Genomic DNA, 14,646 nt, shown 5'->3' with positions numbered 1-14,646 from the left:
GGGCTAATTAATAAATCATAGTATAAATTAAGCTTAGCGCCTTTGTGCCTTTGCGAGAAATGCAAAATATGTCAAAAATACAACAAGTCATAAAAGAAAGAATTCTGGTGCTCGACGGGGCAATGGGAACTATGTTGCAACGCAACAACTTCTCCGAAGAAGATTTCCGTGGAGAACGTTTCAAGGATTTCCCTCATCCGCTAAAGGGAAACAACGATTTGCTTTCTATAACTCAGCCAGAAGCTGTAAAACAAGTGCATCGTTTGTATTTTCAAGCCGGAGCTGATATCGTAGAAACGAATACGTTTTCAGGAACTACTATCGGAATGGCCGATTACCATTTAGAAGATTTGGTTTATGAATTAAACTACGAATCCGCAAAAATTGCCCGAGAAGTTGCTGACGAATTTACAGACAGACCACGTTTTGTAGCGGGTTCCATCGGGCCAACAAACCGAACAGCTTCAATGTCTCCAGATGTAAACGATCCAGGTTTTCGTGCCGTGACTTTTGATGATTTAAGAATCGCCTACAAACAACAAGTGGAAGCCTTAATTGACGGAGGTTGTGACGTACTTTTAGTAGAAACAATTTTCGACACACTAAATGCAAAAGCAGCACTATTCGCCATCGAAGAAGTAAAAGAAGAACGCAATCTCGATATTCCAGTAATGGTTTCAGGAACAATTACCGATGCGTCAGGAAGAACACTTTCAGGGCAAACAGTTGAAGCTTTCCTGATTTCAATTGCGCATATTGATTTATTAAGCATCGGATTCAATTGCGCTTTAGGTGCAGATCAATTAAAACCGTATTTGAAAAGATTGGCAATGAATACACAATTAAATATTTCCGCACATCCAAATGCAGGTTTGCCAAATGCTTTCGGGCAATACGACCAAACTCCTGAAGAAATGCAAGCATTAATTAAGGAATATTTACAAGATAATTTAATCAATATCATTGGTGGTTGCTGTGGCACAACTCCAGAGCATATAAAGGCTATTGCAGAAGTAGCCAAAGAATTTAAACCAAGAACTATTTTAGAAAACGCATAATAAAAGCAACCACAAATTGCACAAATTTCCACGAATTAAATTTGTGATAATTTGTTAATTCGTGGTAAAAACAAAAATGGCAGAAACAAAATATTTAAAATTATCAGGTCTTGAACCTTTAATCGTAACTCCCGAATCCAATTTCATAAACGTCGGAGAACGAACTAACGTAACAGGTTCGCGTAAATTTTTGCGTTTAATCAAAGAAGAAAAATACGAAGAAGCACTTTCTGTCGCTAGAGAACAAGTTGAAGGCGGTGCCCAAATCATAGATGTCAATATGGATGAAGGAATGTTAGATGGCGTTTATGCCATGACCAAATTCCTAAATCTGATAGCAGCTGAACCCGATATTGCTCGAGTTCCAGTAATGGTTGACAGCTCCAAATGGGAAATTATTGAAGCGGGATTAAAAGTAATTCAGGGAAAAGGTGTCGTGAATTCAATTTCCCTAAAAGAAGGAAAAGAGGCCTTCATTCATCATGCTAAACTTATAAAAAGATACGGAGCAGCAGTAATAGTAATGGCTTTCGACGAAAATGGTCAAGCCGATAATTACGAACGTAGAATTGAAATCTGTAAAAGAAGCTATGATATTCTGGTTAATGAAGTGCATTTCCCTGCAGAAGATATCATTTTCGACCCGAATATTTTCCCAGTGGCAACCGGAATGGAAGAACACAAACTAAACGCCTTAGATTTCTTTAGAGCCACTAAATGGATTCGGGAAAATCTTCCGTATGCCGGAGTTTCAGGCGGTGTTAGTAACGTTTCCTTTTCGTTCCGTGGCAATGACAAAGTGCGTGAAGCAATGCACTCAGCATTTTTATATCACGCTATTAAAAATGGCATGACGATGGGAATCGTAAATCCAGAAATGCTTGAAATTTATGATGAAATCGATCCAATTTTATTGGAACATGTAGAAGATGTTTTGCTAAACAGAAGAGAAGATGCTACCGAAAGATTATTAGACTTAGCCGAAAGTTTTAAAGGTGATTTCAAAGCTAATGAAAAAGCAATTCAGGAATGGAGAAGCGGTTCGGTTCAGGAAAGATTAACCCATTCATTAGTAAAAGGAATCGACGAGTTTATTGAAATAGATGTTGAAGAAGCCAGAGCTAATTCTGAAAAAGCGATTGATGTTATTGAAATTAACCTGATGGCGGGAATGAACGTTGTCGGCGATTTATTCGGAAGCGGAAAAATGTTCTTGCCCCAAGTGGTAAAATCAGCCCGTGTAATGAAGAAGGCAGTAGCTTATTTGTTACCTTATATAGAAGCTCAAAAAGACGGAAAATCATCAAGTGCGGGGAAAGTGTTAATGGCAACGGTAAAAGGTGATGTACACGATATTGGGAAAAATATTGTAGCTGTAGTTTTAGGTTGCAATAATTTCGAAATCATCGATTTGGGAGTCATGGTTCCGCCCGAAAAAATTATAGCAGCTGCAGTTGAATACAACGTAGATATTATTGGACTAAGCGGATTGATTACACCATCGCTTGACGAAATGGTATATCTCGCCAAAGAAATGGATAAACTCAATATCAAAATCCCAATTATGATTGGTGGTGCAACGACATCTCGTGCGCATACTGCTGTGAAAATTGCACCAGAATATAAGGAAACCGTTGTCCATGTAAACGATGCATCACGTGCCGTAACAGTAGCGAGTAATTTGCTTCAGGCTGAAACGAAAATAGAATATGCAAAAACCGTTCGGGCTGAATATGACAAATTACGCGAAGGCTATTTAAATAGAAGTCGGGACAAAAATTACTTGTCAATTGAAGATGCCCGTAAAAACAAATTGAAGTTAGATTGGGATAATTTCCAACCTATAAAGCCAAATTTCATCGGGACAAAAACTATTGAAGTAGCACTTTCGGAATTAGTTGATTTTATTGACTGGACACCGTTTTTCAGTTCGTGGGAATTATATGGAAAATATCCAGCGATTTTAACCGATGACGTTGTGGGCGAACAAGCGACATCCTTATTTGCAGATGCGCAGGAAATGCTAAAACAAATTGTTTCCGAAAAATGGTTAACCGCCAAAGGAATTTTGGGAATTTTTCCAGCGAATACTGTTAACGATGATGATATAGAACTTATAACCGATAACCAACAACCGATAACTTTCTTAACGCTTCGCCAACAATCCCAAAAAACGGCTGGTGCTCCAAACATCGCGTTAGCTGATTTTGTAACGCCAAAAGACAACGGAAAGCAAGATTACATAGGCTGTTTTTGTGTTACGACAGGATTTGGGGTTGATGAAAAAGCAGCTGAATTCGAAAAACAATTAGACGACTATAATTCGATTTTGGTGAAAGCACTTGGCGACAGATTAGCCGAAGCTTTCGCAGAATATTTGCATTTAAAAGTCCGTAAAGAAATTTGGGGATATGCTTCAGAAGAAAGTTTGAGCAATCAGGATTTAATTGATGAAGAATACAAAGGAATTCGTCCGGCACCAGGATATCCTGCTTGTCCGGACCATTTGGAAAAACCAACGATTTGGAAACTATTAAATGTAGAACAAGAAATAGGAGTGAAGCTAACAGAAAGTATGGCGATGTGGCCAGCATCATCCGTTTCAGGTTATTATTTTGGAAATCCTGAAAGCAAGTATTTTGGACTCGGAAAAATAAAAGAAGATCAAGTAATAGATTACGCCAAAAGAAGAGGAATTTCAACAGAAAAAGCCACAAAATGGCTTAGTCCAAATATAGCAGATTAAGAACAGTTGTCGGTTGTCAGTTTTCAGTTAAAATTGGAAACAGATAACCAACAACAGATAACAGACAACAGATTATGAAAGTAACCCAACATATAGAAAACGCTAACGGAAAACCATTGTTTTCTTTCGAGATTTTACCGCCTTTGAAAGGCCAGAATATCCAATCTATTTATGATAGTATTGATCCGTTGATGGAATTTAATCCGCCATTTATTGATGTAACCTACCATCGTGAGGAATATGAATTCAAGGAATTGCCAAGTGGACTTTTGCAAAAGAAAATTGTAAAAAAACGTCCGGGAACTGTTGGTATTTGTGCCGGAATTCAAAATAAATATAATGTGGATGCCATTCCGCATATTTTGTGTGGCGGTTTTAACAAAGAAGATACAGAGAACTTATTGATTGATTTGGATTTCCTTGGAATTGATAATGTAGTGGCACTTCGTGGCGATGCTTTAAAAACGGAAACGTATTTTCATCCAGAAAAAGATGGAAATGAATATGCTACCGATTTGGTTTTGCAGGTCAGTAATCTGAATAATGGAATTTATTTGGATGAAGATTTGAAGAATTCGGCTCAGACTAATTTTTGCATAGGTGTGGCGGGTTATCCTGAAAAACACATGGAAGCACCAAGTTTGGATAGTGACATTCATTTTTTGAAACAAAAAATCAAAAACGGAGCTGATTATATCATTACCCAAATGTTTTTTGACAATCAGAAATTCTTTGATTATGTTGCCAAATGCCGTGCTGCAGGTATTACAGTTCCAATCATTCCGGGTTTAAAACCAATTGCGACTAAGAAACAATTAAATTTAATTCCACATAGATTTAGTTTAGAATTGCCTGATGATTTGATAATGGCGGTTGTTAAAGCTAAAGATAATGATGCTGTAAAACAAGTTGGAATTGAATGGTGTACACAACAAAGTAAGGAATTGGTTGCTGCCGGAATTCCGGTTTTGCATTACTATTCGATGGGTAAAGCGGAGAATATTAAGGCGATAGCTTCTGCTATTTTTTAATGCTGATTTCACAAAAGACAAATCCCAACTAGCCCTGATAGCAGTGGAAATCATCTTTGTCAAAGTTTTAAACTTTGACAAAGATATTGCAACGTATAGCAGGAATAAGGAAACCAAAAAATGCCCGAACCATTCACTCCTAAAGATATTCTGTTATATTTGTGCGAATTAAAATTTTAGGATGAGGAAATTTTACTATTTACTTTTATTGTGCACCACATTTGTTTTTTCTCAGGGAAACAAAGAAACCAATGCCATTGATGTTACTTATTTAAGAGGAAATATTTTGCCTCATACGGATGATTTAGACCACCTGATTACTGGTCATCCCGAAGGTGTTATGGTTTGTTTTTCGCGCCAAACTCATGGAGAAAAAGAATGGGAACGCCTGTATGGCAATCCTGACTATGGAATGTATTTTTTATACCAGGATTTTAAAAACCCTATTTTAGGAAACAATTATGCTGTCGGAACATTTTACAATTTTTATTTTCTTCGAAAAAAATTGATGTTCAAAATTGCCCAAGGTATTGCCATGACTACCAATCCTCAGGACAAAGTAACCAACAGTAAGAATAGTGCTTTTGGATCAACATTAATGGCGAATACTGATTTTGTTTTCGCTTACAAAAAAGAAAATATCATTGACCGATTTGGTATTCAAGCCGGAATAATTTTCACACACTTCTCAAATGGCAGAATTAAAGCGCCTAATAGCGGTGTTAATACCTATAATTTAAATATTGGTGTGAATTATAATTTGGATAAAAACTTCAAACGAACCATTGATACAACTAAAATTGATTTGAAATTTAAAGAACCTATTCATTATAATTTTGTTATAAGAAGCGGAATAAATGAAAGTCCAATTATTGGTAGTGGACAACATACTTTTTTTCATGTTGGGTTTTATGCAGATAAACGATTGAATAGAAAAAGTGCTCTACAACTAGGTACAGAAGTTTTCTTTTCCAATTTTTATAAAGACTTTATTAAATACCAATCGGTGGCTTATCCTGAACAAAATTTAGATCCCAATACCGATTACAAACGCGTTGGGGTATTTGTCGGGCACGAATTGTTTATCAACAGAATTTCACTCGAAGCGCAGATTGGGTATTATGTTTACCAACCTTATAAGTTTGACATTCCAGTTTATGACCGTTTGGGGATGAAATATTACATCAGTAAAAAAGTATTCACGGGCTTGTCTATTAAAACGCATATGTTTTTGGCAGAAGCGATGGAGTTTGTAATTGGTATTCGAATTTAAAAAGTAAAAAGATGAAGAAAATTATTTCTGTTTTGACGGTTTTTGTGCTTTTTATTTGCGTTGCCAGTTCGCTTACGCTCGTGTCTTGTGAAAAACCAAGTGATTGCATTGAAACAACAGGCAATTCTGTTACCAAAACTTATGATGTAACTAATGCATTTAATAGAATTTATGTATATAAAGGCGTTGGATTAGTCGTAAAAGAAGGAACCGAATACAAAGTTGAGGTTATAACGGGCGATAATTTAGTAAATAACATTTCGGTCGAATTTAGAGGAAGCGATGAGTTGCATTTAAAAGATAATTCTTCTTGCAATTGGACACGTGCTTATGGGCAGATTAAATTTTATATTACCACACCTCATCTAGAATCGTTAGACATTATTTCAACAACAGAGCAAGATATCGATTCAGATGGAGTACTGACTCATAATATTTTGCGAATGATTTCTATGGATTTAGGTCCAGGTGCAGGAACTAATGATTTTCATATGCAAGTAAGCAATTATCAAACTGTGGTTGAAAACAACAATGTTTCCAGATTTTATCTTTCGGGACAAACCAATGAAGCATTGTTTAATTTATATGATGGAAACGGAAGAATTCAGGCTGAAAATTTAACGGCACAAACAATTAAAGTTTTCCATCGTGGTTTCAATGATATGGTTGTAAAACCTATTCAAAGTATTACAGGAAAAATGGTAAGCACTGGAAATGTTGTTCTCAAGAATGTGCCGCCAATTGTTGAAGTAGAAGAATTATATCAGGGAAGAGTCGTTTATCCTTAAAAGGAACTAAGTACTATTTCTTAGTTTTCTCCCTAAAAATCTGTTCTAAATTCTTGCTTTTCAAACTAATCTGCAATGTTTTCAGACCGTTATCTTGAGCAAAATCAAACACTTTTGGACGCATGTCTTCTGCTGTAGAGAATGTTAATGTCCAAAGATTTTCACTTGTATTTTTGTAGTTTTTGATGTTTGGTAAGCTTGCTAATAAGGCTTCATCAATAGTTTTATCAAATTCGACTTCGATGATTTGTTCTTTTTCTTCTGAGACTAATTTGTCCAGTTTTTTATCGGTTACTATTTTACCGTTGTCAATAATAATTACGCGGTCGCAAATGGCTTCCACTTCCTGCATGATGTGTGTCGAAAGAAAAACGGTTTTGTCTTTGCCTACGTTTTTAATTACGTTTCTAATTTCAACTAATTGATTTGGATCCAATCCAGTTGTTGGTTCATCCAAAATTAAAACATCCGGATTGTGTAGCAAAGCCGTTGCCAAGCCAACACGTTGCCGAAACCCTTTAGATAATTGGCCGATTTTTTTATGGCTTTCCGAAGTTAAACCCGTTAACTGAATCACTTCTTCAATACGAGATTTTGACACTTTATAAACATTTGCATTAAATGCCAAATATTCACGAACGTACAAATCCAAATACAACGGATTGTGCTCTGGCAAATAGCCAACAGAAAGTTGTACGGCTTTTTGATTAGCAGTTACATCATTTCCATTTACAGTTGCAGTGCCTTCATCAGCATTGATAAACGTGGTCAAAATTTTCATTAAAGTAGATTTTCCGGCACCATTTGGCCCGAGGAAACCAACAATTTCTCCCTTTTTGATAGAAAAAGAAACGTTGTCTAACGCTTTTTGAGAACCATAACTTTTGGAAACATTTTGAACTTCTATTGACATAATTGAACTATTTAGAGCAAATGTAAACAGAAAAAATATTGATTTATTACTTTTTAGGATTACGATTGTAGTTTTTATTTAATTTATATATTTACGCTTAAACATTATTAATCATGAAAAAATTTTCGCTGCTGTTTTTATTATTTGGATTTATCACGCAAGCGCAACTAAAACCAATCATCCAAAAAGAAGAAATCGTAAGAATTGAAACAGAATTGGCTTCTGATAAAATGGAAGGAAGAGAAATTTTTACAGCTGGTGTTGATTCCGCTTCAGTATTCATTGAAAAAGAGTTTACCAAAATAGGATTGTCTTACTACAATGATTTAAAAAATTACAGACAAGAATTTACTACCAGAAATGAAAGGGCAAATAATGTGATTGGGATACTTCCCGGTAAATCGAAACCAAAGGAGTATGTGGTTTTTTCGGCGCATTATGATCATTTAGGAAAAAAAGAAGACGGGACAGATAAAGTATATAATGGAGCTAATGACGATGCTTCGGGAACAACAGCAGTAATTGCGCTGGCAAAATATTTTAAAGAATTAAACACCAATGAACGCACTATCATTTTTGTTGCCTTTACGGGTGAAGAAGTTGGCGGGTTTGGGTCTTCTTATTTTTCCAAAAGTATCAATCCTGATGACGTAGTGGCGATGTTCAACATAGAAATGATAGGAACCGAAAGCAAATGGGGTAAAAATTCCGCCTACATTACAGGTTTTGAAAAGTCTAATTTTGGCTCAATACTTCAAAAGAATTTGAAAGGAAGCAATTTCAACTTTTACGAAGATCCATATTTAGAAGAAAATCTTTTTTACCGTTCAGACAATGCTACTTTAGCAGCTTATGGCGTTCCGGCTCATACTATCTCCACTTCAAAAATGGATTCTGAGGAAAATTATCATCAACTAACCGATGAAGTTTCGACTTTAGATTTAGATAATATGACCGAAATCATTAAAGCAATTGCCATCAGCTCAGAAAGTATTATAAAAGGAGAAGACACACCAACGAGAGTTCCAAAAATTAGATAAAAAGCTTATTTACTATTACGTTATCGTAATTTTTTTTGCAAAGTCTTGTAAAACCGACACTTTTATTTTTTACATTAGCCAAATACAAAATACAAATATGTTACGTAACACAACTTTTTATAACTATTTCTTTTATTTCTTCTTCGGACAGAAAACGGGATTAGTATTGTGTTACATAAAAAAATAAATTAGTAAAACATAAATATAAATCCCGATGAAAATCGGGATTTTTTTTTGCACTATGGAAACAAAAATTGCAATTCAGGGAATCAAAGGATCGTTTCATCATCAAGTGGCTCAAGAATATTTTGACCACGAATATGATTTGGATGAATGCATGTCTTTTACTTCTTTGGTAAAAAGCTTGATGGAAAACAAATCACAAAAAGGAATTATGGCCTTAGAAAACTCGATTGCGGGTTCGATAATTCCAAATTACGCTTTGATTGACCGTAATAATTTGCACATTATTGGTGAACATTATTTAGATATTCACATGAATTTGATGGCGCTAAAAGGACAAAAAATAGAAGATATTACCGAAGTGCATTCGCATCCGATGGCATTGCTTCAATGTGCTGATTTCTTTCTTCAATATCCAAATATTAAATTAGTTGAAAGTGGCGATACAGCCGAAAGTGCCCGCAGAATTCATGACCAAAAAATAGCAGGAGTTGCCGCTATAGCATCACCAATTGCTGCAAAAATGTACGATTTAGAAATTCTTTCTGCGGGAATTCACACGATTCAAAGCAATAAAACCCGATTTGTAATTGTAAAAACGCAAAATAAAGAATTACCGAAGGAAGAAATAAACAAAGCATCAATCAAATTTGAATTGGATGATACGCCGGGAAGTTTAGCAACGATATTAAATGTCATGAATAACAGCAAACTCAATTTGACCAAAATCCAATCGATGCCAATTATTGAAACGCCATTTCAATATTCTTTTTTTGTGGATGTTATTTTTGAAAAATACAAACATTTTGAAAAAGCCAAAAAGATTTTAGAATTAATGACTACACATTTCAAAGTGTTAGGAGAATATAAAAGAGGAATACAATAACAATATCAAAAGTCAATAGCAATAGAAAACAACTAAATATTGAAATTTGCCATTGCCATTGAAATTGACATTTAAGTAACATGATACAAACAGCAAAAAGATTACAAAGCGTTCAAGAATACTATTTCTCCCGAAAATTGAGAGAAGTACGCCAACTTATTTCTGAAGGGAAACCAGTCATCAATATGGGAATTGGAAGTCCTGATTTGGCTCCGGATATAACGGTTATCGAAGCCATGCAAAAAGCTATGTTTGATGACAAAGCACATGAATACCAAAGTTATCAAGGTTTGCCAGAATTGCGAAAAGGGATGGCTGATTTCTATAAAAATCACTTTAATGTAGACTTGGATTTCAACACTGAAATTCTTCCGTTAATGGGTTCCAAAGAAGGAATTATGCATATTTCGTTAGCATTTTTAAATGAAGGCGATGAAGTTTTAATTCCAAATCCGGGTTATCCAACTTATGCTTCGGTAACCGAATTAGTTCAGGCAAAAGCGGTAAATTATGATTTATCTGCAGCAACCAATTGGCAACCTGATTTTGAAGTTTTAGAAAAATCGGATTTATCAAAAGTAAAACTGATGTGGGTTTCGTATCCACACATGCCAACAGGCGCAAATGGCACTTTGGAGTTGTTTGAAAAACTAATAGCATTTGGAAAAAAGCATAATATTTTGATAGTAAACGACAATCCATACAGTTTTGTTCTGAATGGAAATCCGTTGTCAATATTGCAAGTAGAAGGCTCTAAAGATATTGCATTAGAATTGAATTCATTGTCCAAAACCTATAATATGGCAGGTTGGCGTGTTGGAATGGTTTTAGGAAATCCAACACTAATCGACGCTGTTTTAAAAGTAAAAAGCAACATGGACAGCGGTATGTTTTATGGCATTCAAAAAGGCGCTATCGAAGCTTTAAAACTGAAAAACGATTGGTTTGAAAAACAGAATGAAATTTATACAAAAAGAAGAAACCTAATTTTTAAACTGGCTGAAAAACTGAATTGTGTTTTCGATAAAAATAGCGTCGGATTATTTGTTTGGGCAAAGCTTCCATCTGGAATTATGTCTGAAGAATTTATCGACAAAGTATTAATTGAGAAGCATATTTTCATCACGCCTGGAACTATTTTTGGCAGCAACGGCGAGGGTTATATACGATTTTCGCTTTGCGTTACCGAAGAAAAAATCCAACAGGCAATAGAACGATTTTAAAAGAATAAACATGAAAGTATACGTAATAGGAATTGGTTTAATCGGAGGTTCAATGGCATTGGATATTCAGGCATTGGATAAAGATGCTGTTATTATTGGTGTTGATACCAATGACAATAATCTGCAACAAGCCATTGAACTTGGAATCATCCATCAAAAATCGGATTTAAATGAGGTTATCGATGCTGATTTTGTAATTCTGGCTGTTCCCGTAGATATTGCTTTAGGACTTTTGCCAAAAGTTTTGGATTTGGTTTCAGATGATACTTTAGTTTTTGAAGTTGGTTCGACTAAAAGTCCTATTTGCGAAGCGGTGGTAAATCATCCGAAAAGAAGAAACTTTTTAGCAACGCATCCTATTGCAGGAACAGAATTTTCAGGACCGACCGCAGCTATTCGAAATTTATTTGTGGACAAAACCAACATCATTTGCGAAGTAGAAAAAACTACATTTAAATTACAGGAAAAAGGACTGAAACTGTTCAGAGATTTGGGAATGAGAATCCGTTACATGGAACCAAAATCACATGACAAACATATTGCTTATGTTTCTCATTTGTCGCACATCAGTTCGTTTATGCTAGGAAAAACTGTCATTGAAAAAGAGAAAGACGAAAAAGATATTTTTGACATGGCAGGCAGCGGATTTGAAAGTACAGTAAGATTAGCCAAAAGTTCACCAGCCATGTGGACGCCAATTTTTAAACAAAATAAAAAGCAAGTCGTAAAATCTTTGGAAGAATATATTGCCAATTTATCGCAATTCAAAGATTTATTAGAAAATGAAAATTACGAGCAAATTTTCAACGAGATGGAAAATACAAACAGAATAAAAGAAATATTAAACGGAAAATAATAGAAGCTATGAATATTACAACAGAAAACAAAAAATGGTTAGAAGATTTTAATTTATCTCACCCACTAGTAATCGCCGGACCATGTAGTGCTGAAACGGAAGATCAAGTTTTAAAAATTGCACACGAATTAAAAAATTCAGACGTTAGTATTTTTCGTGCCGGTATTTGGAAACCAAGAACGCGTCCGGGCGGATTTGAAGGCGTTGGTGCTATCGGATTAAAATGGTTGCAAAAAGCGAAAGCCGAAACAGGGTTGTTAATGGCAACCGAAGTCGCCAATGCAGCGCACGTAAAATTAGCTTTAGAACACGATATTGATGTGCTTTGGATTGGAGCCAGAACCACAGTAAATCCGTTTGCGGTTCAGGAAATTGCCGATGCTTTGGCCGGAACAGATAAAATCGTTTTGGTAAAAAATCCGGTAAATCCAGATTTGGCTTTGTGGATTGGTGGTGTAGAGCGTTTATACAATGCAGGAATTAAAAAGTTAGGTGTAATTCACAGAGGATTTTCGACTTACGAAAAAACAAAATACAGAAACATTCCAGAATGGCAAATTGCAATCGAATTGCAAAGCCGTTTCCCTGATTTACCTTTGATTTGTGATCCATCGCATATTACAGGTCAAAGAGATATGATTCAGGAAGTATCGCAACAAGCCTTGGATTTAAATTATGACGGATTAATTATTGAAACGCATATCGACCCGGATAATGCATGGAGTGATGCAGCACAACAAGTAACACCGACCGTTTTAAAACAAATCTTCGAAGATTTGAAAGTCAAAAAAACATCTACAGAAGATGATGATTTCAACACCAAAATGATAAAACTAAGAGCCAATATTGATATCGCTGATAGCAAATTATTAGAACTGCTTGGTAACAGAATGAAAGTAGCGCAACAAATAGGTACATTGAAAAAAGAAAAAAATGTAGCCGTTTTACAAAACAAACGCTGGAATGAAATCTTAGGAAAAATGATCCTAGATGGAGAAGATAAAGGACTAAGTGAAGAATTTATTTTAAGAATATTTAAAGCCATTCACCAAGAAAGTATAAACCATCAGGAGAAAATCATTAATGGTTAATTATAAATTTTGAATTTTGAATTTTAAATTATTACAAACGGTTGAACAAAAGCCGTAATTTTGTCATTCAAAATTTAAAATTCATCATTTAAAATAAATAAATGACGGGACTAGTTTATAAATCTACCGGAAGTTGGTACACTGTGAAAACAGATGACAACCAAGTTTTTGAATGCCGTATCAAAGGAAAGTTCCGAATGAAAGGCATTAAAAGCACCAATCCAATTGCCGTTGGCGATGTGGTAGATTTTGAGTTGGATGAAAATTCAGATGCAGTTACGGGTGCTATTCATAACATTCACGACAGAAAAAATTATATTGTCAGAAAATCGGTGAATTTATCCAAGCAAACGCATATCATTGCTTCCAATATTGACGTCGTTTTTCTTTTGATTACCATCAATAATCCGCCAACAACGACTAGTTTTATAGATAGGTTTTTGGTAACCGCTGAAGCTTATGGCATTGAAGCCGTTTTGATTTTTAACAAAATTGATACGTTTGATGAAGCCATGCAGGATGAGCAATTGTATTTGCAATACATCTATTCTCAAATTGGCTATAAATTTTTAAAGGTTTCAGCCAAAGGAAACAAAGGGTTAGAAGAATTAAAAGAAATGATGATTGGGAAAGTATCCATGTTTTCAGGACATTCGGGAGTTGGAAAATCAACGTTGGTCAATGCATTGGAACCCAATTTAAATCTGAAAACCAAAAACATTTCTGAACAAAGTAAGCAAGGACAACACACAACGACTTTTGCCGAAATGTATGACTTGTCATTTGATGCCAAAATTATTGATACGCCTGGAATAAAAGGTTTCGGAATTGTTGATTTAGAACCAGCAGAAATTAGCGGTTATTTTCCAGAGTTTTTCAAACTAAAAGACCAATGCAAATTCAATAATTGCTTGCATAAAGAAGAACCGAATTGCGCAGTTAAAAAAGCTTTGGAAGAAAATAAAATAGCCTGGTCACGTTACAATAGCTACCTCAAAATTTTGGAAGGTGATGATGAACATTACCGTCAAGATGTTTTTAATGATGATCGAATTGCTAGTGATGAAACAAGGAAATAGTATTCAGTAATTAGTGTTCAGTAATATGAAAGCAGTAATTCAGCGTGTTTCAGAAGCTTCCGTAACTATCGAAGGCGTTAAAGTTGCTAATATCCAAAAAGGAGTATTGGTTTTAGTTGGATTTGAAGATGAAGACTATCAAGAAGACATCAATTGGCTAACCGTTAAAATTGCTAATCTTAGAATTTTTGGAGATGAAAATGACGTGATGAATTTATCGCTTAAAGATGTTGATGGCGACATGATTATCGTTAGTCAGTTTACCCTGCACGCTTCCACCAAAAAAGGGAACCGTCCCTCTTATTTAAAAGCTTCAAAAGCTGATATAGCCATTCCGTTATACGAATCTTTTATACAGCAAATGGAAACCGAATTAAGCAAGAAAGTACAAACAGGACAATTTGGTGCCGATATGAAAGTAGCACTACTAAATGATGGTCCGGTTACTATAATAATTGACACAAAAAATAAGGAATAAT

Annotated in this window: 13 protein-coding genes; 12 read left to right on the top strand and 1 reads right to left on the bottom strand. The window is 35.1% G+C overall.

Translation table 11 applies throughout. The annotated features are described in order from the left end of the window. Nucleotides 1-68: 68 nt before the first annotated feature. The 5 genes from QWY90_RS12030 to QWY90_RS12010 all read left to right on the top strand — a co-directional run bounded on the left by QWY90_RS12030 (nt 69) and on the right by QWY90_RS12010 (nt 6,896). On the top strand, nt 69-1,058 hold the full coding sequence (locus QWY90_RS12030; RefSeq protein WP_290286187.1) for a homocysteine S-methyltransferase family protein: 990 nt from the start codon (nt 69-71) through the stop codon (nt 1,056-1,058). A 76-nt stretch (nt 1,059-1,134) separates the two neighbouring features. Beyond that, nucleotides 1,135-3,804, top strand: coding sequence for a methionine synthase (gene metH, locus QWY90_RS12025; protein ID WP_290286186.1), 2,670 nt, complete (start codon nt 1,135-1,137; stop codon nt 3,802-3,804). Nucleotides 3,805-3,878: 74 nt separating this feature from the next. Next, nucleotides 3,879-4,835, top strand: coding sequence for a methylenetetrahydrofolate reductase [NAD(P)H] (metF, locus tag QWY90_RS12020; RefSeq protein ID WP_290286185.1), 957 nt, complete (start codon nt 3,879-3,881; stop codon nt 4,833-4,835). Nucleotides 4,836-5,016: 181 nt separating this feature from the next. After that, the gene (locus QWY90_RS12015) at nt 5,017-6,108 is read left to right on the top strand and encodes an acyloxyacyl hydrolase (protein ID WP_290286184.1); all 1,092 of its coding nucleotides are present in this window, start codon (nt 5,017-5,019) and stop codon (nt 6,106-6,108) included. Between the two features lie 80 nt (nt 6,109-6,188). After that, nucleotides 6,189-6,896, top strand: a complete 708-nt coding sequence (locus tag QWY90_RS12010) for a GIN domain-containing protein (protein ID WP_379691781.1) — start codon at nt 6,189-6,191, stop codon at nt 6,894-6,896. Nucleotides 6,897-6,909: 13 nt separating this feature from the next. On the opposite strand, the gene gldA is transcribed toward QWY90_RS12010, so the two are convergent. Then, entirely contained in the window at nt 6,910-7,809 is a 900-nt protein-coding gene (gene gldA, locus QWY90_RS12005) for a gliding motility-associated ABC transporter ATP-binding subunit GldA (RefSeq protein ID WP_290286181.1), read from the bottom strand. A gap of 113 nt (nt 7,810-7,922) precedes the next feature. On the opposite strand from gldA, the gene QWY90_RS12000 reads away from it, so the two are divergent. The 7 genes from QWY90_RS12000 to dtd all read left to right on the top strand — a co-directional run bounded on the left by QWY90_RS12000 (nt 7,923) and on the right by dtd (nt 14,645). Next, nucleotides 7,923-8,849, top strand: a complete 927-nt coding sequence (locus QWY90_RS12000) for a M20/M25/M40 family metallo-hydrolase (protein WP_290286180.1) — start codon at nt 7,923-7,925, stop codon at nt 8,847-8,849. A gap of 241 nt (nt 8,850-9,090) precedes the next feature. Then, nucleotides 9,091-9,918 carry a prephenate dehydratase gene (locus QWY90_RS11995; RefSeq protein ID WP_290286179.1) on the top strand — a complete coding sequence of 276 codons (828 nt, stop codon included), beginning with the start codon at nt 9,091-9,093 and terminating at the stop codon, nt 9,916-9,918. A gap of 80 nt (nt 9,919-9,998) precedes the next feature. Then, nucleotides 9,999-11,141, top strand: a complete 1,143-nt coding sequence (locus tag QWY90_RS11990; RefSeq protein ID WP_290286178.1) for a pyridoxal phosphate-dependent aminotransferase — start codon at nt 9,999-10,001, stop codon at nt 11,139-11,141. A 10-nt stretch (nt 11,142-11,151) separates the two neighbouring features. After that, entirely contained in the window at nt 11,152-11,997 is an 846-nt protein-coding gene (locus QWY90_RS11985) for a prephenate dehydrogenase (protein ID WP_290286177.1), read from the top strand. 8 nt (nt 11,998-12,005) lie between these two features. After that, a complete protein-coding gene (locus QWY90_RS11980; protein ID WP_290286176.1) occupies nt 12,006-13,088 on the top strand; it encodes a bifunctional 3-deoxy-7-phosphoheptulonate synthase/chorismate mutase type II in 1,083 nt (360 codons plus the stop codon). 101 nt (nt 13,089-13,189) lie between these two features. Further along, nucleotides 13,190-14,167, top strand: coding sequence for a ribosome small subunit-dependent GTPase A (gene rsgA / locus QWY90_RS11975; protein WP_290286175.1), 978 nt, complete (start codon nt 13,190-13,192; stop codon nt 14,165-14,167). A 25-nt stretch (nt 14,168-14,192) separates the two neighbouring features. Further along, nucleotides 14,193-14,645: a D-aminoacyl-tRNA deacylase gene (gene dtd, locus QWY90_RS11970; RefSeq protein WP_290286173.1), complete on the top strand. Its 453-nt coding sequence runs from the start codon at nt 14,193-14,195 to the stop codon at nt 14,643-14,645. The last annotated feature ends 1 nt before the right edge of the window (nt 14,646 follow it).

Origin of the sequence: Flavobacterium paronense, assembly GCF_030409795.1 — a bacterium.
In the GTDB taxonomy this organism is placed as follows: domain Bacteria; phylum Bacteroidota; class Bacteroidia; order Flavobacteriales; family Flavobacteriaceae; genus Flavobacterium; species Flavobacterium paronense.
The sequence above is the reverse complement of the archived record's forward strand: the minus strand, read 5'-3'. Positions and strand labels throughout refer to the sequence as shown.

Bases quoted from the DNA above. Each gene is read 5' to 3' on its own strand.
- QWY90_RS12030 (WP_290286187.1), top strand. From the start codon at position 69: ATGTCAAAAATACAACAAGTCATAAAAGAAAGAATTCTGGTGCTCGAC.
- metH (WP_290286186.1), top strand. From the start codon at position 1,135: ATGGCAGAAACAAAATATTTAAAATTATCAGGTCTTGAACCTTTAATC.
- metF (WP_290286185.1), top strand. From the start codon at position 3,879: ATGAAAGTAACCCAACATATAGAAAACGCTAACGGAAAACCATTGTTT.
- QWY90_RS12015 (WP_290286184.1), top strand. From the start codon at position 5,017: ATGAGGAAATTTTACTATTTACTTTTATTGTGCACCACATTTGTTTTT.
- gldA (WP_290286181.1), bottom strand. From the start codon at position 7,809: ATGTCAATAGAAGTTCAAAATGTTTCCAAAAGTTATGGTTCTCAAAAA.
- QWY90_RS12000 (WP_290286180.1), top strand. From the start codon at position 7,923: ATGAAAAAATTTTCGCTGCTGTTTTTATTATTTGGATTTATCACGCAA.
- QWY90_RS11995 (WP_290286179.1), top strand. From the start codon at position 9,091: ATGGAAACAAAAATTGCAATTCAGGGAATCAAAGGATCGTTTCATCAT.
- QWY90_RS11990 (WP_290286178.1), top strand. From the start codon at position 9,999: ATGATACAAACAGCAAAAAGATTACAAAGCGTTCAAGAATACTATTTC.
- QWY90_RS11985 (WP_290286177.1), top strand. From the start codon at position 11,152: ATGAAAGTATACGTAATAGGAATTGGTTTAATCGGAGGTTCAATGGCA.
- QWY90_RS11980 (WP_290286176.1), top strand. From the start codon at position 12,006: ATGAATATTACAACAGAAAACAAAAAATGGTTAGAAGATTTTAATTTA.
- rsgA (WP_290286175.1), top strand. From the start codon at position 13,190: ATGACGGGACTAGTTTATAAATCTACCGGAAGTTGGTACACTGTGAAA.
- dtd (WP_290286173.1), top strand. From the start codon at position 14,193: ATGAAAGCAGTAATTCAGCGTGTTTCAGAAGCTTCCGTAACTATCGAA.